Source organism: Neobacillus sp. SM06 (genome assembly GCF_050496765.1).
In the GTDB taxonomy this organism is placed as follows: domain Bacteria; phylum Bacillota; class Bacilli; order Bacillales; family Cytobacillaceae; genus JAEVLT01.
On record NZ_JBNWEO010000013.1, the window covers coordinates 291,313 to 314,382 of the forward strand.

General features: G+C 41.1%; 20 protein-coding genes and 1 pseudogene. 6 read left to right on the top strand and 15 right to left on the bottom strand.

The genetic code is table 11. The features are described 5' to 3' along the window. Positions 1-415: 415 nt before the first annotated feature. The 5 genes from ACQYAD_RS06540 to ACQYAD_RS06560 all read right to left on the bottom strand — a co-directional run bounded on the left by ACQYAD_RS06540 (position 416) and on the right by ACQYAD_RS06560 (position 5,082). A complete protein-coding gene (locus ACQYAD_RS06540; protein ID WP_430236516.1) occupies positions 416-2,113 on the bottom strand; it encodes a glycerol-3-phosphate dehydrogenase/oxidase in 1,698 nt (565 codons plus the stop codon). A gap of 140 nt (positions 2,114-2,253) precedes the next feature. Further along, entirely contained in the window at positions 2,254-3,744 is a 1,491-nt protein-coding gene (gene glpK / locus ACQYAD_RS06545) for a glycerol kinase GlpK (RefSeq protein WP_430236518.1), read from the bottom strand. 28 nt (positions 3,745-3,772) lie between these two features. Then, a complete protein-coding gene (locus ACQYAD_RS06550; protein WP_430236520.1) occupies positions 3,773-4,330 on the bottom strand; it encodes a glycerol-3-phosphate responsive antiterminator in 558 nt (185 codons plus the stop codon). Positions 4,331-4,590: 260 nt separating this feature from the next. Beyond that, positions 4,591-4,788: a Spo0E family sporulation regulatory protein-aspartic acid phosphatase gene (locus ACQYAD_RS06555; protein WP_430236522.1), complete on the bottom strand. Its 198-nt coding sequence runs from the start codon at positions 4,786-4,788 to the stop codon at positions 4,591-4,593. A gap of 99 nt (positions 4,789-4,887) precedes the next feature. Further along, positions 4,888-5,082, bottom strand: a complete 195-nt coding sequence (locus tag ACQYAD_RS06560; RefSeq protein ID WP_430236524.1) for a hypothetical protein — start codon at positions 5,080-5,082, stop codon at positions 4,888-4,890. A gap of 246 nt (positions 5,083-5,328) precedes the next feature. On the opposite strand from ACQYAD_RS06560, the gene ACQYAD_RS06565 reads away from it, so the two are divergent. Beyond that, a complete protein-coding gene (locus ACQYAD_RS06565; RefSeq protein ID WP_430236526.1) occupies positions 5,329-5,517 on the top strand; it encodes a YkvS family protein in 189 nt (62 codons plus the stop codon). Between the two features lie 113 nt (positions 5,518-5,630). Here the strand turns inward: ACQYAD_RS06565 and ACQYAD_RS06570 are convergent, their stop codons facing one another. After that, on the bottom strand, positions 5,631-5,753 hold the full coding sequence (locus tag ACQYAD_RS06570; RefSeq protein ID WP_430236528.1) for a DUF6254 family protein: 123 nt from the start codon (positions 5,751-5,753) through the stop codon (positions 5,631-5,633). A gap of 132 nt (positions 5,754-5,885) precedes the next feature. Between ACQYAD_RS06570 and ACQYAD_RS06575 the strand changes: the two genes are divergently transcribed. Then, positions 5,886-6,497, top strand: a complete 612-nt coding sequence (locus ACQYAD_RS06575) for a CPBP family intramembrane glutamic endopeptidase (RefSeq protein WP_430236530.1) — start codon at positions 5,886-5,888, stop codon at positions 6,495-6,497. Between the two features lie 47 nt (positions 6,498-6,544). On the opposite strand, the gene ACQYAD_RS06580 is transcribed toward ACQYAD_RS06575, so the two are convergent. After that, entirely contained in the window at positions 6,545-7,594 is a 1,050-nt protein-coding gene (locus ACQYAD_RS06580) for a YkvI family membrane protein (RefSeq protein WP_430236531.1), read from the bottom strand. A gap of 193 nt (positions 7,595-7,787) precedes the next feature. On the opposite strand from ACQYAD_RS06580, the gene ACQYAD_RS06585 reads away from it, so the two are divergent. Further along, positions 7,788-9,953: an AAA family ATPase gene (locus ACQYAD_RS06585; protein ID WP_430236532.1), complete on the top strand. Its 2,166-nt coding sequence runs from the start codon at positions 7,788-7,790 to the stop codon at positions 9,951-9,953. 101 nt (positions 9,954-10,054) lie between these two features. On the opposite strand, the gene ACQYAD_RS06590 is transcribed toward ACQYAD_RS06585, so the two are convergent. Further along, the gene (locus ACQYAD_RS06590; protein ID WP_430236533.1) at positions 10,055-10,495 is read right to left on the bottom strand and encodes a MarR family winged helix-turn-helix transcriptional regulator; all 441 of its coding nucleotides are present in this window, start codon (positions 10,493-10,495) and stop codon (positions 10,055-10,057) included. Between the two features lie 327 nt (positions 10,496-10,822). On the opposite strand from ACQYAD_RS06590, the gene ACQYAD_RS06595 reads away from it, so the two are divergent. Both ACQYAD_RS06595 and ACQYAD_RS06600 read left to right on the top strand, forming a co-directional pair. After that, positions 10,823-12,316 carry an ATP-binding protein gene (locus ACQYAD_RS06595; RefSeq protein WP_430236535.1) on the top strand — a complete coding sequence of 498 codons (1,494 nt, stop codon included), beginning with the start codon at positions 10,823-10,825 and terminating at the stop codon, positions 12,314-12,316. Between the two features lie 412 nt (positions 12,317-12,728). Next, positions 12,729-13,961 (top strand): MFS transporter, encoded by a 1,233-nt coding sequence (locus tag ACQYAD_RS06600; protein WP_430236536.1) that lies wholly within the window; start codon positions 12,729-12,731, stop codon positions 13,959-13,961. Between the two features lie 204 nt (positions 13,962-14,165). Here ACQYAD_RS06600 and ACQYAD_RS06605 read toward each other — a convergent pair whose 3' ends face one another. Then, the gene (locus ACQYAD_RS06605; RefSeq protein WP_430236537.1) at positions 14,166-14,693 is read right to left on the bottom strand and encodes a hemerythrin domain-containing protein; all 528 of its coding nucleotides are present in this window, start codon (positions 14,691-14,693) and stop codon (positions 14,166-14,168) included. An 829-nt stretch (positions 14,694-15,522) separates the two neighbouring features. Beyond that, a protein-coding gene (locus ACQYAD_RS06610; protein WP_430236539.1) for an IS3 family transposase occupies positions 15,523-16,745 on the bottom strand; the annotation gives its coding sequence in 2 pieces (ribosomal slippage) (positions 15,523-16,457 and positions 16,457-16,745; 1,224 coding nt in all). Between the two features lie 80 nt (positions 16,746-16,825). Here ACQYAD_RS06610 and ACQYAD_RS06615 point away from each other — a divergent pair. After that, positions 16,826-18,154: pseudogene (locus ACQYAD_RS06615) on the top strand (IS6 family transposase); the annotation flags it as partial. A gap of 643 nt (positions 18,155-18,797) precedes the next feature. On the opposite strand, the gene ACQYAD_RS06620 reads toward ACQYAD_RS06615, so the two are convergent. The 5 genes from ACQYAD_RS06620 to ACQYAD_RS06640 form a co-directional block, all read right to left on the bottom strand. Then, positions 18,798-19,082, bottom strand: coding sequence for a ferredoxin family protein (locus ACQYAD_RS06620; protein ID WP_430236541.1), 285 nt, complete (start codon positions 19,080-19,082; stop codon positions 18,798-18,800). 1 nt (position 19,083) lies between these two features. After that, positions 19,084-20,379, bottom strand: coding sequence for an FAD-dependent oxidoreductase (locus ACQYAD_RS06625; RefSeq protein WP_430236542.1), 1,296 nt, complete (start codon positions 20,377-20,379; stop codon positions 19,084-19,086). Then, on the bottom strand, positions 20,372-21,403 hold the full coding sequence (locus ACQYAD_RS06630) for an electron transfer flavoprotein subunit alpha/FixB family protein (protein WP_430236543.1): 1,032 nt from the start codon (positions 21,401-21,403) through the stop codon (positions 20,372-20,374). The genes ACQYAD_RS06625 and ACQYAD_RS06630 overlap by 8 nt, the downstream gene beginning before the upstream one ends. 31 nt (positions 21,404-21,434) lie before the next feature. Further along, a complete protein-coding gene (locus ACQYAD_RS06635; RefSeq protein ID WP_430236545.1) occupies positions 21,435-22,250 on the bottom strand; it encodes an electron transfer flavoprotein subunit beta/FixA family protein in 816 nt (271 codons plus the stop codon). 361 nt (positions 22,251-22,611) lie between these two features. After that, positions 22,612-22,863, bottom strand: a complete 252-nt coding sequence (locus tag ACQYAD_RS06640) for an aspartyl-phosphate phosphatase Spo0E family protein (protein WP_430236547.1) — start codon at positions 22,861-22,863, stop codon at positions 22,612-22,614. Between the last annotated feature and the right edge of the window lie 207 nt (positions 22,864-23,070).

Genomic DNA, 23,070 nt, shown 5'->3' on the forward strand with positions numbered 1-23,070 from the left:
TCGATTGGCGAATCCCTATGGAAGGTTCATGAGGCGTAGTTGAATTTATTACGCTCAAAAACGGCACATCCTGTGCCTTTCGCCTGACTAGGGCATCGTGCCCGTCGTGGGTCAGAATTATGATATAAATTCAGATTTACTAAGAAAATCAGGCATATTGGACTTTGGATAGAACTAGTTTTCCCCTAAACAAATGAAAGATGTATAACGGACTGAAAACGAAAAAGAAAACAAGCTGCATTAGTAAAAAGAATATCACGATTTCCTTCAGTCCGACAACTAAAAAAATCATATTAGAAAATGAAAAGTTTTTGACAAAAAAAACTGCCAGCCAATCAATCTGCCGGCAGTTGCACCATGCTGCAAATTTTGCAGTATTTTGGAAGCTATTTTTTCGCTTGAAAATTGATTTCCTTTACCGTTCGTTTACTGCTGAAGAAGAAAAATTGCCCTGATCATCGGCAGGAATGACTGCTGCATTTAATGCCTTTGTTAACTCTTCTGAATAATGCTGCTTTTGCCGATCGCTCCAGCAAAACCTTTCAGCCATATAAGCAATGACTTGATTGGACCACTTGCGTACCGTTTGGATATCAAATAATATTTTTCCAGTCCGGCGATGAAAGAAATCAACGGGTGTTGCTGCCATTTCTTCTTCAATCGCATAAATAAGCTGGGCAAACAGTGAAAGCGGCAAACCAAATTTTAGAGCTTCTGCTTTGAATTTTTTGGCAAGCTGGAAGACCGTTTTCACATTTGATCCATAACGATTGGCTAACATTTCCGCATCTTCGTTTGTCAGTCCTGCTGCTACGCCGAGCGCGATATGGGATGCAACAAACGTTTTATAATTTGCTGATCCGCCGACATCACCGCCGGAAATCGGCAAATGCTTTGTGCAGCATGCCGGGAAAGTTCTTCCCTCTTCTGTCGAAAACTTTTCTGCTAACCGATCTGTAACCATTTCCGCCATTTTCCGGTAGCCCGTTAATTTTCCTCCAGCGATCGTAATAAGACCTGAAGCTGATTCCCAAATTTCATCTTTTCTTGAAATTTCCGAGGCGGATTTACCCTCTTCGTAAATAAGCGGACGAACACCAGCCCAACTTGATTCAATATCTTTTTCACTTATTTTTACATCAGGAAACATATAGTTAATGGCATTGATAATATAGCTGCGATCGGCAATCGTCATATAAGGAGTTGCAGCATCTTCATTATAGAAGGTGTCTGTTGTGCCGACATATGCTTTGCCTTCACGGGGGATGGCGAAAACCATTCGCCCGTCGGGTGTGTCGAAATAAACTGCTTGCTTGAGCGGAAACCGGGATTGGTCAATAACGAGATGAACCCCTTTTGAAAGCTGCAGCACCTTTCCTTTTTTGGATTGATCCATATCGCGGATCTGGTCAACCCATGGACCTGCCGCATTGACAATTTTCTTGGCAACCACCTCGAATTTTTCCCCGGTTAATTGGTCTTCCACTACCGCCCCTCTTAGTTTTCGCTGCTGATCATAAAGGAACTGAACGACTTTTGTATAATTGGTAACAACCGCCCCTTTTTCATGTGCCGCTTTCATGACTTCAATCGTTAATCTTGCATCATCTGTTCGATATTCTACATAATACCCGCCGCCTTTTAGGCCGGTTTTTTTAATCAGGGGTTCTTTTGCAAGAGTTTGATCCGTTGTGAGCATGGAACGGCGTTCTGATTTTTTCACTGCAGCCAAGAAGTCGTAAACCGCGAGCCCGATGGATGTGCTAAATTTGCCAAATGTTCCGCCTTTATGAATTGGCAAAAGCATCCATTCCGGAGTGGTGACATGGGGGCCGTTTTCATAAACGATCGCCCGTTCTTTTCCGACTTCGGCAACCATTTTTACCTCAAATTGTTTCAAATAACGCAATCCGCCATGAACAAGCTTTGTTGAACGGCTGGAAGTTCCCGCTGCAAAATCCTGCATTTCCACTAAAGCTACTTTCATGCCTCTTGTTGCTGCATCAAGTGCGATGCCTGCTCCAGTAATACCTCCTCCAACTACAAGTACATCAAAGATTTCTCCCTGAAGTTTTTCGATAATTTCTTTTCGGTTTAAAACGGAAAATTTCATGTTTCATCGTCTCCTTTAAAATAGAAAGAGACCACAAATATCATTACCGCGGATCCGATAATGCATTTGTGGTCTCTCCGATTTCTCCTGCCTTTTATTAACTTAATTATATAATATCATAAATAGGACAATTTGCATACTTATTTAAATGCCATCGCCGCATTTACTGCCTTTTTCCATCCAGAATATAAATCATTTTGCACATCTCGGGACATATTTGGGCTGAATTGACGGTCAAGCGCCCATTGTTTAGAGATTTCCGCCTGGTTTTCCCAAAAACCGACGGCAAGTCCTGCTAAATACGCTGCTCCAAGCGCGGTTGTTTCGTTCACCTTTGGGCGTTCAACCGGTACATTTAAAATATCGCTCTGGAAAGCCATTAAAAAATTGTTTTTAACAGCCCCTCCGTCAACTCTGAGCGTTTTCAGCCCGATCCCAGAGTCTGCTTCCATCGCCGAAAGCACGTCTTTTGTCTGATAAGCCAGCGATTCAAGTGTAGCCCGGATAAAATGTTCTTTCGTAGTGCCGCGTGTTAATCCGAAAACAGCACCGCGAACATGGCTGTCCCAATAAGGTGTGCCAAGTCCGACAAAGGCAGGAACAACATATACTCCATCGGTCGAGGCAACTCTGATGGCATATTCCTCGCTGTCACTAGCATTTTTTAACATCCGAAGGCCATCCCGAAGCCATTGGATAGCGGATCCCGCCACAAAAATACTGCCTTCCAACGCGTATTCGACTTTTCCATTCAGCCCCCAGGCAATAGTGGTCAAAAGGCCATTGTCCGATTGCACGGCTTTTTCACCCGTATTCATCAACATAAAACAGCCGGTTCCATACGTATTCTTCGCCATGCCTTCATGAAAACAGGCCTGACCGAATAATGCGGCCTGCTGATCGCCAGCGACACCGGCAATCGGTATTTCTTTGCCGAAGAAATGATAATCAACGGTTTTTGCGTAAATTTCCGATGAAGGGTGAACTTCCGGAAGCATCGCTTGCGGAACCGTTAGAATCTTCAATAATTCTTCGTCCCATTGAAGTTCATGGATATTATACATCAGTGTCCGTGAGGCATTGGAATAATCTGTTACATGCGCTCTGCCACCGGACAATTTCCAAATCAGCCACGTATCGATCGTCCCAAACAGCAATTTTCCTTGTTCGGCTTTTTCCCGGGCCCCTTTCACATTATCAAGAATCCACTTTACTTTTGTTCCAGAGAAATAAGCGTCGATCAGCAGGCCCGTTTTTTTGCGAAAAACTTCATTTAAACCCCTAGCTTTTAGTTCTTCACAAATCTCGCTTGTTTGCCGCGACTGCCAGACAATCGCATGGTAAATAGGTTCACTTGTATCCTTGTCCCAAACAACCGTTGTCTCCCGCTGATTGGTTATCCCAATCCCGGCAATTTGCTCCGGTTTTGTATTGGTTTCGGACAGAACAGCAGCAATAACAGATAGAATGGAGCCCCAAATTTCATTCGCATTATGCTCAACCCAACCCGGCTTCGGAAAATACTGGGTAAATTCTTTTTGCGCAATATGGACAATCTCCCCCTGTTTGTTAAACAGAATCGCCCGCGAACTGGTTGTTCCTTGATCAAGTGATAAAATGTATTTTTCCATAAAAATCCCCCTCGTTTTACTATTTCATTCAATTGTTAACGATTTCAAATTTGTCCCATAGTTCTTTTTTTGAAGTTGTGACCGCCTCTGCCCCTGATTTTAAGGCATTTTCCACTTCTTCCGGTGTGCGAATCAAACCACCAGCAAACACAGGGATGTTCAGGCGTTGCTTTACTTCTTGAATCATCCATGTCATCGCTCCCGGCAGGACTTCTATATAATCGGGCTGTGTTTTTTCAACAAGCTTGTAGCTTTTTTCCAGCGCGTGGGAATCAAGCATAAAGATCCGCTGAACAGCCACTACTCCTTTTTGCTTTGCTTTTAAAATCACACTTGATTTTGTTGAAATTAAACCATGTGGTTTGAATTCCTGACAAATGTACTCGGTCGCGTATTCATCGTTCTTGATTCCATGGATTAAATCGACATGATAGATCATTTTCTTTCCATTTTGCTTAGCGAGTTGATTAATATTTTTCAGCTGAGCAATGTGCATATCAAGAAAAATTCCAATCTGATAAGAGCTTTTTAAAAATCGTTCAAATTCTTTCATGTTGGCAGAAGCAGGTAAAATTTTTTGATTCATTATCTGATGTTCCTTTCCCCAATCAGTTCTTTTGGAAGGTTTTTTTGCAAAGTATGCGTTCTATAAAATAAAAGGGCGGTTGATCATGTTAAAAGTCAATCGCCCTTTTTAGCCAATCAGAATTTATTTTCTGTAAGTCGAATGTGAAATGTCTGATGACCTTCCTACGTTCACCAGCAGGCAAATCTCCCTCTCGTATAAACGATTCATCCTTGAAAGAGAGGAAGCCTTTGGGAGTGCTGGATTTGATATACGCAAAATTAGCTATATAGCCGAGATGATCTCGCCTTTTTAGTTGTCGAAATTTTTTGGTGGAGATTTAATAAATCATCAAGCTCCCTGCTTTTGCTGAGCGTTTGCTCACTAGAAAGGCCTGTTTTGACAGCGGATAAAACCATTTCGTTACGCTTTGTTTCAATTTGATGCAGTAAAAATTCCATTTTACTTAACGCCTTCATCCACAGCACCCCTTTCCTATATACATATTTTACTATTTAGAACAAAAATAGGACAAGGGTTTTGCAGAAAAAAACATATTTTTCAATACCTTTTTCTGGCTAGCTCCGCGGTGTCGCAATATATTGATAGATTACATGACCACCGTGCTGTCCAATTCCACGAAAATGCTTAAAATCCGGTCTTTTGACAAGTACCGAACGAAATTTCAAAAAGTCCTCTTTCTTCACATAAAGTTCGGAAAGAGCACCAGACTTTAATTGATCCAATAGCCCCTGAATGCTTTCTTCGTTCACTAAAATCTCTCCTTTGACCATTTACAAGCTAGCAGCTATTTAGAGTGTACTGCCTTCGAAACAGTCATTATATTAAAATAAGAAACGTATCTTTATACAAGAAATTTTAAAGGATGACGATTCCTTTTTTCAAGATTTTATGAAATTGTCATATTAAAGACTTTACGAAAATAAAAAAGTAGTGCAAACTGTTATTTAAATAGATTTTTCATTGGTATAAGCTGGCAGGTAAAGGAGAGAGGATCATTGAAAAAAGCAGAAGTAGGAAATGTCATTGAGTTCCGCGGGGGATTGCAGGGAATCGTTGAAAAAGTAAATGAAAACTCTGTTATTGTTGACCTAACGTATATGGACAATTATCGTGATCTGGAACTGGAGCAGCGTACTGTTATCAACCATAAAAATTACAAGGTAATAAAAGAAAGCGCTTTTTAATCACAGAATACGCTTTCGAAAAATGAGCGGCCTTTCTGGCTGCTTTTTCTATTAAAGCCAATAAATCAAATATGCCCTCACCACTCGAAAGGGTCATTGGGCATTGGGAAAAATTAGTTGCTGTCGTTTCCGTTTTTTCCAGCTAACTCCTTAAGCGATTTTATTTTTCCATGCGGATTCTGATCCTGCTTGCGAACCGTCCATTCCCGTTCTTGTTCACGTTTTGATTTTGACATAGGTAATCCCCTCCTTTCATCTTATAGGATTTTCTTTTTTTTTCGATCTTATGAAAATGTGAGGTAATTCCTTTCCCTTTCACGCGTTATTTTGTTAAAATAAACTTTGTTTTTAGAAAGGGGAATAATTGAATGAAATTACATACAGTCGATCTGCGCCTTGTTCTCGGGTTGGTGCTTGCACATTTTCTTCTTTTTTTCAGTTTTAGCGAAAGATCAATTTTCTGGTATATTTTTGCTGCTTCCATCCTCATGCTAATTGCATATGCCACGTTTCAAGGAGAAGTTGACGACGAAGTATCTTTTTTTTCCTACATCTTCTTCGGCATTCTTTCCGGCGTGCTTCTGTTCGCAGTAATCTGGCTTGCTTATAAAGGCATCCAACTCTTTCATCTGCCATTTGAAAGTAGTGTGGGCCGCTTATATAGATGGTATGCTCCATCAGCTTTTTGGGAGTTTTTAGCGTTAATTTTAGTTGCTGCACCAGGAGAAGAATTTTTCTGGAGGGGATTTATCCAAAAAAGGTTAATGAAAAAGTTTAACCCCTTTGCCAGCATTTTGCTTGGAGCCGTTTTATACGCTTCAGTACAAATTTACTCTGGCCAATTGTTATTGATTCTTGCCGCATTATTCACCGGATTCGTCTGGGGCTGGCTGTATTTTAAGAAAAAAAGCATGCCATTGGTGATTGTTTCACATCTAATTTTTGATGTTCTTTTGTTCATTCTTATACCATTAAAATAAAAGCATCTGATTAATTTATACAGATGCTTTTGTTCGTATTGCGATCGCTATTCACCTTTTATTTTTAACGGTTTCATCCATAACAAGATAAAAAAAAGAAGGCTCACATAACCGAACAGCGGATACAAATAGGAAAGAAGTTCACCATAATCAACAAGGCTGATGATATAGGCAATTGAAAATATAAAAATAACGGAAACAATCGTCGGGATTGGTACATATTGTTTCATTTGCCGCTCTAGTCCAAAAACATTTCCAATCACAGAAGTGAAAATTTCACTATAAATCACAAGAACGAAAATCCAGTAAAGGCTGGAGGCAACATTTTTCATGATTACTGCCATCGGAATTTGATAACTTTGCAAATTGGGCAGCATGATCAAGGTAAAATGACTGGAAAGCAAAATAACCGTCAATGCAATCCCACCTAAAATTCCGCCCCATTTGATTGTCCAATCATCCTTAATCTCTGTTGCAATCGGCACTAAAACCGCTTGAGCCAATGCAAGGTTAAAGGCTGAATAGGAAAACGGAGCAACTACGGCCTTCCAGCCATCGTCTGCATGGGGAATCCACAAAAGCTGCTCCACAAAATGCGGCATTTGAATCGAAAACCCCATAAGCAACAAACTAAAAGAAATCATCAGTGGAACGACAAACGTATTTACAACAAACAACCCTTTTACCCCGACAAGCATCACCGCTATTGATAAAAAAATCGTTAAATAAACGCCCAAGCTTTTTCCAAGTCCAAGCTGTTCTTCAAAAACGGCACCCGCACCCGAAAGCATAACCGCACTTACTCCAAGAAGCATGAACAGCATCAGTAAGTTAATCCCTCTGCCAATCCAAGATCCGAACAAATAAATCGTGAATTCCTGATATGATTTTGCTCCAATTTGCGCGGCCATTCTCATTAGTTTTGTTCCCATCGCGATCAGCAAATAACCGCTCATGAGGATGCTAAGTAAACCAAAAAAGCCGAACCGTGAAAAAAACTCTACAATTTCTCGGCCTGTTGCAAATCCTGCCCCTACCACTGTCCCTACATAAACAGCCGCAATTTGCAACGCAGCCGCCCATTTCTTTCCCCCCATATAAACGCTACCTCCTCATCTTTACTATATGTGGAGATGGACAAACAAAGACGAGCTTTTTTCTCGGTAAGAAAAAATTTCCATAAACAAAATACTTGAAAGTCAAAAAAGGTCAGAGTATACTCAAGTCATAAAGGTCAAAGTTAGTCAAAGTCAATTGACCAAAGTTTTTATTTAGAGGAGGTTTTTATTTATGCTTTGTCAAATGTGTAAAGAAAACCAAGCAAATCTGCATCTAAGTGTGAATATTAATGGACAACATAAAGAAATGAATCTATGCCATGTATGTTATGAAAAGGAAAAGAAAGCCCTTGGTGCCAATTTCGGAGCACCATTCAACTCCTTTGGAAATTTTCCATTTGATCAATTTTTCTCGGCAAAAAATAATCCGTTTGGACAGCCGAGTCAACAGGCGAATAGTAACTTTCACCAGCTGCAAACAGAACAAAAAGGCGGAAATGGCTTCATAGACCAATTTGGCCGCAATTTAACACAGCTGGCGAAAGCAGGTTTAATTGATCCGGTCATTGGCCGTGATGAAGAAATTAAACGGGTGATTGAAATTTTGAATCGCCGCAATAAAAACAACCCTGTGTTAATTGGTGAACCTGGGGTTGGTAAAACAGCCATTGCTGAAGGACTTGCCCTTAAAATCGCCGAAGGACAGGTTCCTGGAAAACTGCAAAATAAAGAAGTTTACTTGCTTGATGTTGCTTCCCTTGTTGCGAATACAGGCATCCGTGGACAATTTGAGGAACGGATGAAGCAACTGATCGCCGAATTGCAAAAACGGAAAAACGTGATTCTCTTTATCGATGAAATTCACCTGCTTGTTGGTGCTGGTTCTGCAGAAGGTTCAATGGATGCAGGCAATATTTTAAAACCTGCTTTGGCAAGAGGCGAACTGCAAGTTGTCGGGGCAACGACGTTGAAGGAGTATCGCCAAATCGAAAAAGATTCTGCTTTAGAGCGCCGCTTCCAGCCTGTTCATGTACTTGAACCGTCGCTAGATGCTGCCGTTGAAATTTTAAAAGGAATCCAAGCGAAGTATGAAGATTTCCATGAAGTCAAATACTCAGAAGAAGCGATCAAAGCTTGCGTACAGCTATCGCACCGCTATCTTCAAGACCGCTTTCTGCCAGATAAGGCAATCGACTTACTTGATGAAGCCGGGTCAAAACTGAACTTGACTTCCGACTACAAAAGCGCTGAGCAAATCGAAAACAGGCTAAAAGAAATTGCTAAAGAAAAAGAAGATGCTTTAAAAGCCGAAAACTATGAAAAAGCAGCAACATTGCGCGATGAAGAAGCAAAGTTGGAAAAATCGCTAAACACTGCTGCCGCTTCTGAAAGACCGGTTGTTGACGTCGCGCATATTCAAGAAATTATTGAACAAAAAACAGGTATACCTGTTGGCAAGCTGCAAGAAGATGAGCAAGTGAAGATGAAACATCTTGAAGAAAACATTAACCGGAAAGTGATTGGACAAGCCGAGGCTGTGAAAAAGGTTGCAAAGGCAATCCGAAGAAGCCGAGCCGGCTTAAAATCAAAGCATCGTCCGATTGGTTCTTTTCTCTTCGTCGGGCCGACCGGTGTCGGTAAAACAGAATTAACCAAAACCCTTGCAGAAGAGCTATTTGGCTCAAAGGACTCGATGATACGACTTGATATGAGCGAATATATGGAAAAACACAGCGTCTCAAAATTGATTGGTTCACCGCCAGGATACGTAGGCCATGATGAAGCCGGCCAACTGACAGAAAAAGTGCGCCGAAATCCTTATAGCATCATTTTGCTGGATGAAATTGAAAAAGCGCACCCGGATGTACAGCATATGTTTCTGCAAATAATGGAAGACGGCCGCCTTACAGACAGCCAGGGAAGAACTGTAAGTTTCAAAGATACGGTTATTATTATGACGAGCAATGCTGGCGTCGGCCATAAAGCCATTCATGTCGGTTTTGGAAAAAATGATGTTGAAGAAGAATCAAGCATCATCGACTCATTGGGCAGTTTCTTTAAGCCTGAATTCCTTAACCGTTTTGACAGCATTATTGAATTCAAGGCTCTTGAAAAAGAACATCTGCTTTCAATCGTTGACTTGATGTTAAACGAGCTGCAAGAAGCTTTAAAAGAACAACAGCTTGAACTAACAATCAGCCCTGAAGCAAAAGAAAAACTCGCGGAACTCGGCTTCAATCCAATCTTTGGCGCCCGTCCATTGCGCCGTGTCATCCAAGAACAATTGGAAGATCAGATTGCTGACTTTATTCTTGATCAGCCGGAAGCCAGAATACTGGCAGCTGTCGTAAATGATGGCGAATTAAGCGTGACCGCCGAAACAGTTACCTCAAAATAATCAAAACCAAAAACACGAAGCACAATCCTTGTGCTTCGTGCTTTTTTGGTCTAGGAAATAATAAATTGTTTTCCCGTTAAAAAAAACGGTGTGAACACCGTTTAAAATTTGCCTGCAGGCAGTCCTAATTTTTTTAACAATCGAATGGCATCTGCCTTTTCTGTATCCGTTAAACTGGACATCAGTTCATCAATTCGCTCTGCATGTTCCGGAAAAATTTCTTCAATCAGTGCTTGGCCTTCCTCAGTTATTTGAGCATAGGTAACGCGGCGGTCATTTGGGCAGGCAACACGCCTTAACAAGCCCTTTTGTTCGAGTTTGTCGACAACATAAGTGATGCTGCCGCTTGCCAGCAAAATTTTACCCCCAATTTGCTGCAAAGGCTGATCCCCTTTATGATAAAGAAGTTCAAGAACAGCGAACTCAGTCGGATTCAAGCCGTTCTGTTGAATCGCCTTATTTACATGCTCATTAATGGCTTTATAAGCTCTGGAAAGAACAATAAATAGTTTTAGCGATTGAGCTATTGAATCCTTCTCCATTGTAACAATCACCCTTTTTAACAATCAGAATTCGTACCATTGATACATCATTTTTGATTTCCTAACATTTTTCAAATATCTCAATTTCAAAATTATTATAAGAAAATTTTACTAAACTGTCAATTTGCTTCGATTTCGGTTGTAATAAGGATCTAGTTGTTCATTATCTTTTACAACCATTCTTAATGACCGTTTCTCGAGGTTCACTCCCATTTTTAAGCAGCATTCAATTCGTTGGATTGTGCCGCACTTTTTCCCTATTCTTGCGTCCATTCGTCCGTGAAAATGGTATAATAAAAACAGTCAATTTTTACTAGAGGTTTTTATATGAAAAAAATTCACGGCAATGGTTTACTCTATATTTTAATTGTTATTCTTCCCGTCGTACTTTTTGGCAGCTATTTTTTCAACGGAATTATCAAGCAGGAGAAGGAGGAAAGAAAGAACCAGGCTATTTGGGTTGGATCCATTCATCAAAAAAACTGGGATCAATTCATCAGTGAAACATTAACAAGCTTAAGTATCCTCTCCATGTCAGTAAATACAAACCTAGATTCACCGGATAAAATTCAGCCGTTGTTAAAACAAATTCAAAATCGTGATCCACGGTACGGTGAATTATTTTTGCTGAACCGAAACGGAAAAGTGCTTACTGAATCAGATCCTATTTCTTTGACGCCTAATTTTTCCCAAATGGATTATATTCATGAAGCGTTAAGGATGAATGATACCATCATTTCAAATCACCCGGAAACAGGAAAGAACGGGCAGAAGATTATTGGGCTGGCTGTTCCAGTTTCTGACGAAAACCATACGCTTAAGGGCCTTTTTGTTGCCCAGCTAAGAATCGATTACATCGCCAATCTGATGAAAGTCCTTACACCCGATTCAGAAGTGGTGATCGCCAATGGCACGAATACGGTTATAACAAACGCCAACAGGCTTCATCCGCCTTTGGAAAACAGCGATTGGGTAAAGGTGCCGCTAAACAATCTGCCGTGGAATGTCAACGTAAAAATAGCGAAGCAGGATTGGAAAGTCATCAGCAAGGAGTTTGCCGAAAAGATTTTGCCAGTGCTTATCGTTGTCCATGTTTTTTACCTTTTATTAAAATATTTTTTACTAAAAAGACAAGCCAGAGAAGAGAAGAAACAAAACGAAGCACAAAAACTGGAGCTTGTCGGCACCCTAGCGGCAAGTACGGCGCACGAAATTCGCAACCCGCTTACCGGTGTAAAAGGTCTGATTCAGTTGTTAAGCGAAAAATACTCTGCCCCGGAGGATCATTATTATTTTGACGTGATTCATAAAGAACTCGATCGAATCAATGAGATTGTCAGTGAATTTTTGATACTTGGGAAACCAACTGCTCAGAAACTTGAGGTTGTGAATCTAACGGAAACAATCGATGAACTAAGACCGATCATTATATCAGACGGTCATCTTCACAATGTCGATTGTGTTTGGCGACTTCCATCTGAACCTGTCAATGTAGAGTGTGTCAAAGACCAAATGAAGCAAGTGGTCTTAAACATCACTAAAAATGCGTTTGAATCAATTGATGGCAAAGGAACATTGGAAATCACCCTTAAAAAGCAGAATCAGGATTGTGAGATCAAAATAGCCGACAACGGCAAAGGAATTCCAAAAGAAGAGTTAAAGAAAATATTTCAACCATTTTACACCTCAAAAAAAACAGGCACCGGTCTCGGTTTGGTCGTATGCAAACGAATTGTTCATTCATTTGGCGGAACCATTCAGGTTGAAAGCCAGGTTAATGCTGGAACAACTATCACAATCCAACTGCCACTAGCCTTGTAAATCGTTCCTAATCTTTAGGAGCGGTTTATTTTTTAGGAATCCGAAAGATTAAATTTATCTTTTTCAAAAATTTATGTAAGATAAAGATGGTAGAAAAGAACAATTGGCGGAAGCGCCTTGGTCAGCCCAGACAAGCTTAAGACGGCACCCGCAGGACGATCCTGACCTCCGGAGGGGGACGGCTTAAGACATCGAGCTGTTCAAAGCAGAGCTTCTCACAAGCAACTCGAAGATGCTTTTCGGGGATGAAAACTGGCTAGGCGCTCCTCGAAAAAGCTATCGCTTTTCCTTCGTGCGATGCTTCGCTTTCGAAGCTAATTCTTGTGGAGCTAGATTCAGTAAACTCATGCAAGGTTGTTCACAAGGTAAAAATTTATAATTTCTAAGACCAACGAGTGAAGGAGAATGATGGATGGGGCAGCAAGCAGTAATTCAGACAAAGGCAGCAGATGCCAACAGTTCAACCGTTTTTAAAATCCTGTTTATTATCGGCATCAGCCATTTATTAAATGACGCTATCCAGGCAGTTGTACCGGCAATGTTCCCAATTTTGGAAAAATCAATGGGTCTATCCTACACCCAGCTTGGTATCATCGCTTTTTCATTAAATATGGTATCTTCGGTGATGCAGCCGGTTATCGGCTTATTTACCGACAAGAAACCAATGCCGTTCGCCCTGCCTGTTGGATTGACTTTTACATTTGCCGGTGTCCTCAGTCTCGGGTTTGCGGCCAGCTTTCAGTGGATTGTTTTGTCCGTCATTTTTATCGGACTCGGTTCTGCCGTATTTCACCCGGAAGGATCCAGGGTAGCGCATATGGCGGCGGGAACTAGAAGAGGACTTGCCCAATCAATTTATCAGGTTGGCGGCAATTCCGGTCAGGCTTTGGCCCCTCTTATTACGGCGTTAATTTTTGTACCTTTAGGCCAAAAAGGTGCTTCCTGGTTCTCCATTGTTGCCGCGCTGGCGGTCGTTTTGCTTACTTATATTGCCATTTGGTACAACCGGCAATTAGTACAGGCAGCTGCCTCTTTGAAAAAGAAAGCAGCGGTCAAAGGAAACCGGGACAGAGTTGCCAAAGGGGTTGGAAAAGCGTTATTTTTAATCCTGTTGCTGATCTTCGCACGGTCTTGGTACATATCCGGAATGACAAATTTTTATGCTTTTTATGCCATTCATAAATATGGCATGTCGATCCGGGAATCACAGTTTTTCTTGTTTGCCTTTCTAGTAGCCGGTGCTTTCGGAACCTTTTTTGGCGGCCCACTTTCCGACCGGTTTGGCAAGAAAAATATCATTGCCTTTTCCATGCTGGCGACGATTCCTTTTTCAGTGCTCATTCCGTATTTGCCATCCTATGCGGCCTTCCTGTTCCTTCTTGCCGCCGGCTTTATATTAATGACTAGTTTTTCGGTTACCGTTGTTTATGCTCAAGAGCTCATCCCTGGCAAAATCGGCATGATGTCAGGGCTAACCGTCGGGCTTGCATTTGGCATGGGGGCTATTGGATCAGTTGGACTGGGCTCGATCGCCGACTTAACCGGACTACCGACAATGATCGGGTTGCTCGGCCTTTTGCCAATAATCGGTCTGACAAGCTACCTCCTTCCTTCCGACAAGCAAGTAAATGCATGGAATAAATGAAAACTCGCCGACTGGCGAGTCCTTTGGACGAAGACAGAGGCGTAGTTGAATTTACCACGCTCGTATACCTGCCACATCCTGTGGCACTCGCCTGACTAGGACGTCCTGTCCATCGTCCGTTCAGAAGTTATCCATATAAATTCTGATTAGCTAAAGAAAACTCAGCTAAATGAAAAAGATGGGAATTTTCTCCCATCTTTTCTTTTAACCTTTGATTTGCTGTATTTTTTGATAAAATTCCTCTTTTTCTTCATCGGATAACATTCGCTCCGCCATTGGGAAGAGGACATTTTCTTCTTTCGCAAAGTGTTCCGTTAAAATATGGTAAGCATTTTTTGCCAGGTCCTTTATGTTTTTCATCTCATCATCCGAAGTTTGAACAGCTTCTGATTTTTCCAAGAAGCTCCGAATGTATTCTTTTGCCTGATCATGCTCATATTCCATAACAGCAATCGGGCCTGAAGTTGTCCCGATATAGGCACCCAACATAGGAAACAGCACATTTTCTTCCCGTTCTGAATGTGGGTCAAGCACTGCTTTAAATTCACTTACTTTGTTTCTTAGTTCAGCAAAATTTACAGCGATCGCTTCGTCATTCTCAATTTTTTTTGTAAGTGAAAACACTCCATCCAACATTTCGTATAAACCTTTGTGTTCCCTTTTTAATTGAGCCAGCCCTGCAGATAATTCAACTTCAGGCATACCTGAAAATGCATTCATGCAACCACTCATTTTTTTCACCTCATTGTTTTTTCTACGTTTAGTATAAAAGCCCAATCAAGAAAATGGTGTGAGCGAGGTCACTGCAACCAATGATTTTTGTTTACGTTCTTTTCGTTGTGACAATCTCGTGAAAATTTTCTAAAATTTTCGAAAAATTTACTTCTTTTTGCTCAAAAAATATGGCAAACTTTCATATAATGGTTGTATACCATTCTGAAAGGGTGACACTATGAGCTATCCGAATTTTCGAGATTTTTACCAAAAAGCCTTAATTCCAATTGGTATGAATGACCGTACCGCATTTTCTTCAAATGACATTTCATTTTCGGCACTCCTGTCAACCCATTCGTATTGTCAAAAGTTATATATTAAAAAGTTAATAAATCCTTGATTTAGTGGGCTTTAAAATGCAAAAAACTTGCCACCCCCTAAAATCTAAGGATAATTGAGGTTACCCCACACACAACATCCCAGATTGGAAGTGACAAGTTTGTACCCTCAATTATTAACTTATTTAATGGAATTTATCAAGCATCAAGATCAGGTAATTCGAACATTACTTACACTTCTCGTTGGAAAGGGTATGTTTGAAAAACCTGAAGACGGATTAACCCCCGAATTTTGGACAATATCTCTCTTATTCTCTCATTTCCATTGTTTTTTAAAATTGGATTGTCTTTCGTTATTCTTCAAAAAGGCCATGCTGCTTGACAAGGAGCCTCTGCGGGCATGACTTCCCAGCCGAGCAGCCAGATGTCACAACATCGGCATCGCCAAACAAGGCTATCATGCCCGCCACTCCTAATCAAGCTGGTGCTTTGGCTGAAGTTTGGCACTGTTACACTCGAACTTCCTTAATTACTAATGAACCCTGATTCTCATAGAATTCTTTTGGTGATAGATCTAGAATGCTTGAATGCATTCGTCTTTCGTTATAAAATACCATAAACTCTGTGACGACTTCATATGCTTGTGCATATGTTTCAAATTGCCATCTAGATAGGCAATCGTCCTCAAAAATCCGATGAAATGATTCGATATGGGCATTCATATTTGGCGTTTTGGGCGGTATTCTTTCATGCTCTATTTTATAATTTTCACAAAACTCCTCGAAAGTATGAGAAATAAACTGTGGTCCATTATCTGTTCGGATAACAGGTTTTTCCAAAGCATTAAGTAGTTGGCGTTTCAGTAGTGCTCGTTGCATTGCTTGATTGACATCGCTGCCTGTACAACTCAAGCCCATATGATAATCGACAATCCCCCTGTCATAAACGTCAATAATTGACATGACAAAGAAAAAGCGGTCTTCACCTTCAACAAATCCGTATTTTATATCGGCTTCCCACATTTGATTTGAGCTAGTAATGATGCGATTTCGTGCTAGTTTTCTAGGATGCGAGACTTTTTTCTTACGCTGTGGACGTAAGATCCCTAATTCTTTACATAATCGGTACACTTTTTTCTTGTTAATGACGAGGTTATGGTTCCGATAAAGAAACTTTGTGAGCTTGCGATAGCCATAGTTATAGGCATCGCCGGCAATCCCCTCTAATAAAAACTCCTTGATCTGTTCATCTGATACTTTTTGGCCGTCCTCTTTGAAAGAATAGCCTGGTGCTGGACGTCCCTCACTTACTTTTTTCTCTTCCACACGGTAGTTTTTTTGATAATAGTAGGTGGAACGAGGAATACCAATGATTTTTAGCACCACTGAAATGGAGTAGCCTTTTTGAATCCACTTTTCAGCTACTTCAAGTTTTTCAGCAAGTGAGGGTTTTTCTTTTTTATAAGATCACGTAAAATCGCGATTTCAAGATCTTTTTCACCTAGTAGTATTTTTAGTTTTTCGTTTTCTTTTGACATTTCTTTTGGGTCAAGATCAGGCATAGCTGTGACATCTACATCACCGTATTGCCCATTTTTATATTCCGTACACCAACGGCCTACCATATTAGCATTAAGATTATAGCGACGAGCCACTACCGCTTTTTTGCCAGTCTCCAAAACCTCTTTTATCACTTGTAGTTTAAATTCTTTTGAATGTTTTGTTCGTGCCATGATGACAACCTCCTTGGTACATTAAGTAGTATAAAATAGATCACTCTTATTGTCCAAGTTCATTTTGGGGCTAATGAGAAGAAACGCCTGTTAATAAACCTTATCGAAAACTTCAAGTCGATGAACTTCCTATCATCGAAACCTTTGAAAAACTTGATTATCAAAAACTCCTCACCGATTATCTTGAGAAAAACGGTAAACCCTTAAAACCGGTTCAAAGACGTTCAAATACAAAAGCAATTGTACCTAAGTCAATGAACTGTCCAGCGTGTGGTGCTCCATCGGATTATCTTTATGCCAATAATGGAGGCAAAGGACAGTATCAATGTAAGGTATGTTCCTGCCTTTTTAACAATAAGAGTCGTTATTTGAAAGAGGCTATTCTTAAGTGCCCTCATTGTTCAAAAACCCTTGAAAAAGTTAAGGAGCGACAAGATTTTGACGTGTTCAAGTGCAAAAATAACGATTGTCCCTATTACCAAAAGAAACTAAACGGCATGTCTTCCAAAGAAAAGAAACGGTTTAAAAAGGATCCGCAGGCATTTAAATTACGATACATTTTTCGCCGGTTTCACCTTGATTTTAAGCCTCTTTCCAAGGAATCACCTGAACTTCCAGTAGTGGATTTGTCAAAGATTTACGCATCTCCACATACATTGGGGTTGATTCTAACTTACCATGTCAACTATGGCCTTTCAGCTCGTAAAACAGCTGCCATTATGCAGGATGTCCATGGTGTATCCATTTCACATCAAACGATTTTGAACTACGAAAACAGCGTCGCTCTTTTGCTTAAGCCATATATTGATCATTACCCTTACGAGCTTTCCGATCAATTTTGTGGCGATGAAACCTATATTCGAGTGAATGGTCACTGGCATTACTTATTTTTCTTTTTCGATGCGGTGAAGAAAATCATCCTTTCTTATCCGGTCTCACCGAATCGAGATACGGTTTCCGCTATTCGTGCAATGGATGATGTCTTATTGAAGATGAAAGAGATTCCAAAAGATTTAACCTTTGTGGTAGACGGAAATCCGATCTATCTGCTAGCCCAACATTTCTTCGCACAGCACGGCATTTCCTTTGATGTGAAGCAAGTGATTGGGCTGACAAACGACGATCCTGTTTCGACGGAATACAGACCTCTTAAGCAAATTATCGAGAGACTTAACCGCACTTTTAAGGGCAACTATCGTTCCACTCATGGCTTTGGGTCGGAACATGGTTCAGTTTCTTTTGTCACGTTGTTTGTGGCGTACTTTAATTTCCTTCGTCCACATGCAAGTTTAGAGGGCAAAGTCCCGGTAGTGAATCCAGAACTATCAGGGCTTCCTACAATGCCCGCGCGATGGACAAAGTTAATGGAATTAGCTCAACGCTGGATTATCCAGCAGCGGTCTACCTAACTTTTTGTTTAGCAGAGCCCTTGAATAAAACTAGCATCCGGCGAAGCGAACTCTTGACAAACCGAACTAGCCAATGGTTTAAAATGGAAAAACCAAGGGCTATTTAGCATGCCTTCTTTTTGTCCCCGTCGCCCTTGGTAAAGTAAACGCAAACCATTGGCGTGTTTGTCAAGAGCGGTTGCGGGGGCATACCCGCCCAGTAAATGGAAGAAATATTAAATCGCTAGGTAGTTTTCATAGAACTTTTGACACTACCAACCCATTGGCTGATCGCCCTTGAAGGTGAAATAAAGCCTGGATAGCAGAAAGACTATTATCATTGGAAAGTTTGCCTTTATTCCGCAAATGCGGATGGAAGCTTTAACTGGGATCAAGTTTTTTATAAATCTCCGGCAATGGATTCGTTTAATGAAGCAATTGAACTTGCCCGTACGGTTGAAACATATGGTAAAAACGATGAACTCCACACTTCAAACCTTCAAGAAAAAATCAGCTAACCCCATCATTCCTTCTTACCATTTCGCTTTCCCTTTTTTTCAATCCCTTTGTGAAAAAACATACATATAGGAAAAATCATTTTGGTCTTTACATGAATGACAAAAAAAGGAGCTAAGCTGCAAAATAAGCAGCTGGCTCCTTTTTTCTAGGCAAGCCGGAATACGATTCCGTGCCCGCCCTTTGGATATTCCCATTTAATATTTTGGTATGGACAGCCAATTCGGCAGCTGCCGCATTCATGGCAGCCTTCATAGCCAACTTGCATCCGCGTTCCTTCCCATTTATAAACTTCGGCAGGGCAAAAAACGGTACAAAGTTTTTCTGGACATTGGGTCATGCAAACATCATGGTCAAGCACCGTTAAATGAGATTTCGTATCACATTTAAACCGGAGAAGGTATTGCTTTTCCTCAAGAGTAGTTGTTGACATTTTACTTCACCGCCTTCCAGGCACGATACATATCCTTAAGTACGTTGATCGTTCCCCGCTCTGAAGTGATGCTGCGCATAATATCCTTTTGTTTATCCCGTTTTGGAGTACCATCAACAGTAAAGAATTTGCTTGCCGCTTTGTTCATCATTGGAACGTATTCTTTAAAATATTGCGGGTATTTTTCAAACGTATGGGCGGCATCTTTGTATTTTTCCAAATCCTTTATGATAAAGCTGTTGTACAAGGCATCACGATAGCTATTCAGTCTTGAAGCGCTGAAATCATTGGCTGCTTTTGCTTTGACAATAGCTTCTGCTGCCATTTTTCCTGACGCCATTGCCATGTTTGATCCCTCGCGGTGGATGGCGTTGACAAGCTGTGCGGCATCTCCAACAATGACGACCCCATCACCGACAACTTTTGGAACAGATCGATAGCCGCCTTCCGGAATTAAATGGGCGAGATATTCAGCCGATTCCCCGCCTGCGAGCATTGGTTTGACCATGGGATGATTTTTTAAATAATCGAGCAGATCATACGGTTTGAGCTTCGCCTTAATCATACTTGATAATGTAGTTCCAACACCGATGTTTAAGCTTTCTTTATTCGTGTATAAAAAGGCGGTGCCCAAGTTGCCCTGTGTCGAGTCTCCAAAAATTTCGATTGTGCATCCTTGATTGTCTTCAAGATTAAAGCGGTCATTGATTTTTTCTTTCGGCAAATTAATCACTTCCATTACCGTTAAGGCCACTTCGTCGGGGCGAAGTTCTTTATGGAAGCCCAATTGTTTTGAAAGGAGGGAGTTGACCCCATCGGCCAAGACTACAACATCGGCAAAAAGATCACCATCCGGCCTGTCGGTGCGAACGCCGACAACTTTTCCATTTTCAACAAGACACTCTTTCACAACCGTTTCATTGATCAGAAGGGCACCAGCCTCGACAGCTTTCTTAGCAAACCACTGATCAAAATGCGCTCGTAAAACGGTAAAGTTATTGTAAGGCTCAACGGCCCACTCAAGTCCCTTGTATCCAAAGGAAACAACTGATTCTTTATCCATCATCCAAAATCGCTGTTCAACCACAGGCCGCTCAAGCGGCGCTTCCTTCCAAAATTCCGGAATAAGCTCTTCCATTTGTTTTCGATACAGCACGCCGCCCATTACATTTTTACTGCCGGGGTATTCCCCGCGTTCAAGCAGCAATACATTTAAACCGTTTTTCGCGCATACATAGGCGCAAGCGGTGCCGGCCGGACCTGCTCCGACCACAATGACATCAAATTTTTCAGGCATAGCTTACTTCACCGCCTTTTTCATTCTTAAGCTGTTTTAACTGCTCTGTCAGTTTGGGAATTATTTCAAGTGCATCCCCTACAATTCCGTATGTGGCTACATCGAAAATCGGCGCATTCGGATCTTTATTGATGGCAATAATCAACTCAGAGTTTTTCATTCCCACAACGTGCTGAATGGCTCCCGAGAGTGCCACAGCGAAATAAATTTTCGGTGTAACCGTCTCTCCTGTCTGGCCAATTTGCAGCTCATGCGGGAGCCAACCTGCTTCCACGACATCTCTTGTACCGCCAACACTTGCCCCGATCGTCTCAGCAAACTCATAGAGCAATTGGAAATTTTGTTCATCTCCCATTCCTTTGCCGCCGCAGACAATAACATGGGCATCAGCCAAGCTTGCCTTTTTTGTTACCTCATTCACAATCTTTAACACTTTAGTCCGCATGTCTTCTTCTTTCAGGTCGATTGTTTCTTCAATTATTTTTCCCGTTCTTGCAGCATCAGCTTCGAGAGCCTTCATCACTTTTGGTCTTACTGTTGCCATCTGCGGCCGATGTTTTTTGCAAAGGATCGTAGCCATGATATTTCCCCCGAAAGCCGGGCGGCTCGCCTCGAGCAAACGATTATTCAAATCAACATCCAACATGGTCGTATCGGCGGTTAAACCCGTGCTTAAGTCTGTTGCCACTGCACTTGCCAAGTCTTTTCCATTTGGCGTTGCCCCGTAAAGGAAAATTTCCGGCTTGTATTTTTCTGCCAGCTGGATAACGCCTTTCATATAGGATTCGGTTCGATAGTGTTTCAGCACTGGGTGATCGATTACATATACTTCGTCCGCCCCATGGGCGATCACTTGATTTGCCAGCGCTTTTATACCTTCACCGAGCAAAACGCCTGCCAGTGGAACTTCCAATTTATCTGCCAATTTTCTTCCCGCACCAAGCAATTCTAATGAAACTCCCGCAATCTCTCCGTCTGTCTGCTCAATGAATATCCATACTCCACGGTATTCGTCCAAGTTCATATAAGCCCCTCCCTGCAACACTATCAGCCTGTTATTTTGAGGTCAATAAATCTTTTTTCTCCAATAAGATTTCCATTAATTGCTTGACTTGATCATCTGCAGAACCTTCAAACTTTTTGCCGCCTTCGGGTCTTGGTGGAGTAAACATCTTGCCAACGATGGTAGGCGATCCCTTTAACCCGAGCTGTGCACGGTCTACCGCTTCAAGATCGTTCACAGTCCAAATAACCGGTTCATACCTAGCAGCCCGTATCATATTTGGCATTGGTGAATAGTCAATATCGTTAATTTCTTTTTCAACTGTTAGTAAACAAGGCAATTCAGATTGAATAAGCTCATAACCATTCGATAACTTTCGCTTGAGCAAAACTGTATTTTCTTTTTCATTCACTTCCGCCACTTCTAAAACACTCGTAATCGGCGGGATATCAAGCCTTCTGGCAATTCCGGGACCGACCTGTCCGGTATCTCCGTCGATTGCGTGCTTTCCGCAAATGATCAGATCAATCGGAAGCTCTGACCCGATTTTTTCCAAGGCTTTTGACAATGCATAGCTTGTAGCAAGCGTATCTGCACCGGCAAAGGCTCGGTCTGAAATTAAATAGCCCTTGTCCGCGCCAATTTCAACGCTTTTTTTAATCACTTCGGTCGCTTGCGGCGGCCCCATCGAGACAACGGAAATCGTGCCACCAGTTTGCTGTCTAATTCGGACAGCCTCTTGAACGGCATGTGCATCGTATGGATTTAAAATGGCCGGAGCACTGCGGCGGTCGAGTGTGTTTGTTTTTGGGTTAATTTTAATGATTTTTGTATCTGGTACTTGCTTCACACAGACGACAATATGCATGTAGAAATTCCCCTCCTCCATAATAGCGGCTCAAATTGAGGTTTACGCTTTTTTCTTTTTATAAAATGCTATTTATTACGATATATGAATCGCAACATAAGCATAGTACCAAAGTATTTTTCTTTTTGATGCAAAATTAGATTTTGAAAGGTTCATGGAGTAGAATCTTGAAGTGAAGTTTATTGTGGTGAACATAAGAGTAAAACTTGCACTAATTTAACTATAAAAGGGGATATTTGAACAATGATAAATATCACAGTCAGCAGATTTCTTGATTTTTTCAATTCTTATACCCGAAAAAAGCAAAAAAATAAAAGGAAAACATCGTGCATTTCTGCATGCTTTCCTCAGCCTCTCACTCTTAAATTTCAACAAGTTTTTTTCCAGGCATAACCTTTACCATTTTTACGAATGTTTTCCCTGCATTTTCGGATTCTTTATGTGACCGAAAGGTTCGTTGATATTCATTAATTAACTCATCCAGTTCTTGGCTCAACTTTATAGTCATTTCGTTGGTAAAACCATTTTGGCTAGCACAATGAATCATACTTTCTCTTTTGGCTTTGATCTCTTCCAGCATCTTTACGGCACGACGATTACTATTACTACACAACCGAATAATCCTCCTAATTATGACCCTTAAAGACTGCAGTCATTCCTAAAAAAATAGTCTACTTGATGCATTATGACAACTTTTACTATAAAAGTAAATAGTTTCGCAAAATTAGACAAAACAAATTGTTTTTTTTTGATTTTCGACAAAAACCTGTCATGGTTTGTGATCATTTACCGACATCGTCCTTCTTTTTTCAACAAAAAT

Bases quoted from the DNA above. Each gene is read 5' to 3' on its own strand.
- ACQYAD_RS06570 (WP_430236528.1), bottom strand. From the start codon at position 5,753: ATGTCAAAATCAAAACGTGAACAAGAACGGGAATGGACGGTTCGCAAG.
- ACQYAD_RS06605 (WP_430236537.1), bottom strand. From the start codon at position 14,693: ATGAGTGGTTGCATGAATGCATTTTCAGGTATGCCTGAAGTTGAATTA.
- ACQYAD_RS06555 (WP_430236522.1), bottom strand. From the start codon at position 4,788: ATGAAGGCGTTAAGTAAAATGGAATTTTTACTGCATCAAATTGAAACA.
- ACQYAD_RS06580 (WP_430236531.1), bottom strand. From the start codon at position 7,594: ATGGGGGGAAAGAAATGGGCGGCTGCGTTGCAAATTGCGGCTGTTTAT.
- ACQYAD_RS06635 (WP_430236545.1), bottom strand. From the start codon at position 22,250: ATGCATATTGTCGTCTGTGTGAAGCAAGTACCAGATACAAAAATCATT.
- ACQYAD_RS06600 (WP_430236536.1), top strand. From the start codon at position 12,729: ATGGGGCAGCAAGCAGTAATTCAGACAAAGGCAGCAGATGCCAACAGT.
- ACQYAD_RS06620 (WP_430236541.1), bottom strand. From the start codon at position 19,082: ATGTCAACAACTACTCTTGAGGAAAAGCAATACCTTCTCCGGTTTAAA.
- ACQYAD_RS06630 (WP_430236543.1), bottom strand. From the start codon at position 21,403: ATGAACTTGGACGAATACCGTGGAGTATGGATATTCATTGAGCAGACA.
- ACQYAD_RS06585 (WP_430236532.1), top strand. From the start codon at position 7,788: ATGCTTTGTCAAATGTGTAAAGAAAACCAAGCAAATCTGCATCTAAGT.
- glpK (WP_430236518.1), bottom strand. From the start codon at position 3,744: ATGGAAAAATACATTTTATCACTTGATCAAGGAACAACCAGTTCGCGG.
- ACQYAD_RS06590 (WP_430236533.1), bottom strand. From the start codon at position 10,495: ATGGAGAAGGATTCAATAGCTCAATCGCTAAAACTATTTATTGTTCTT.
- ACQYAD_RS06550 (WP_430236520.1), bottom strand. From the start codon at position 4,330: ATGAATCAAAAAATTTTACCTGCTTCTGCCAACATGAAAGAATTTGAA.
- ACQYAD_RS06625 (WP_430236542.1), bottom strand. From the start codon at position 20,379: ATGCCTGAAAAATTTGATGTCATTGTGGTCGGAGCAGGTCCGGCCGGC.
- ACQYAD_RS06595 (WP_430236535.1), top strand. From the start codon at position 10,823: ATGAAAAAAATTCACGGCAATGGTTTACTCTATATTTTAATTGTTATT.
- ACQYAD_RS06575 (WP_430236530.1), top strand. From the start codon at position 5,886: ATGAAATTACATACAGTCGATCTGCGCCTTGTTCTCGGGTTGGTGCTT.
- ACQYAD_RS06540 (WP_430236516.1), bottom strand. From the start codon at position 2,113: ATGAAATTTTCCGTTTTAAACCGAAAAGAAATTATCGAAAAACTTCAG.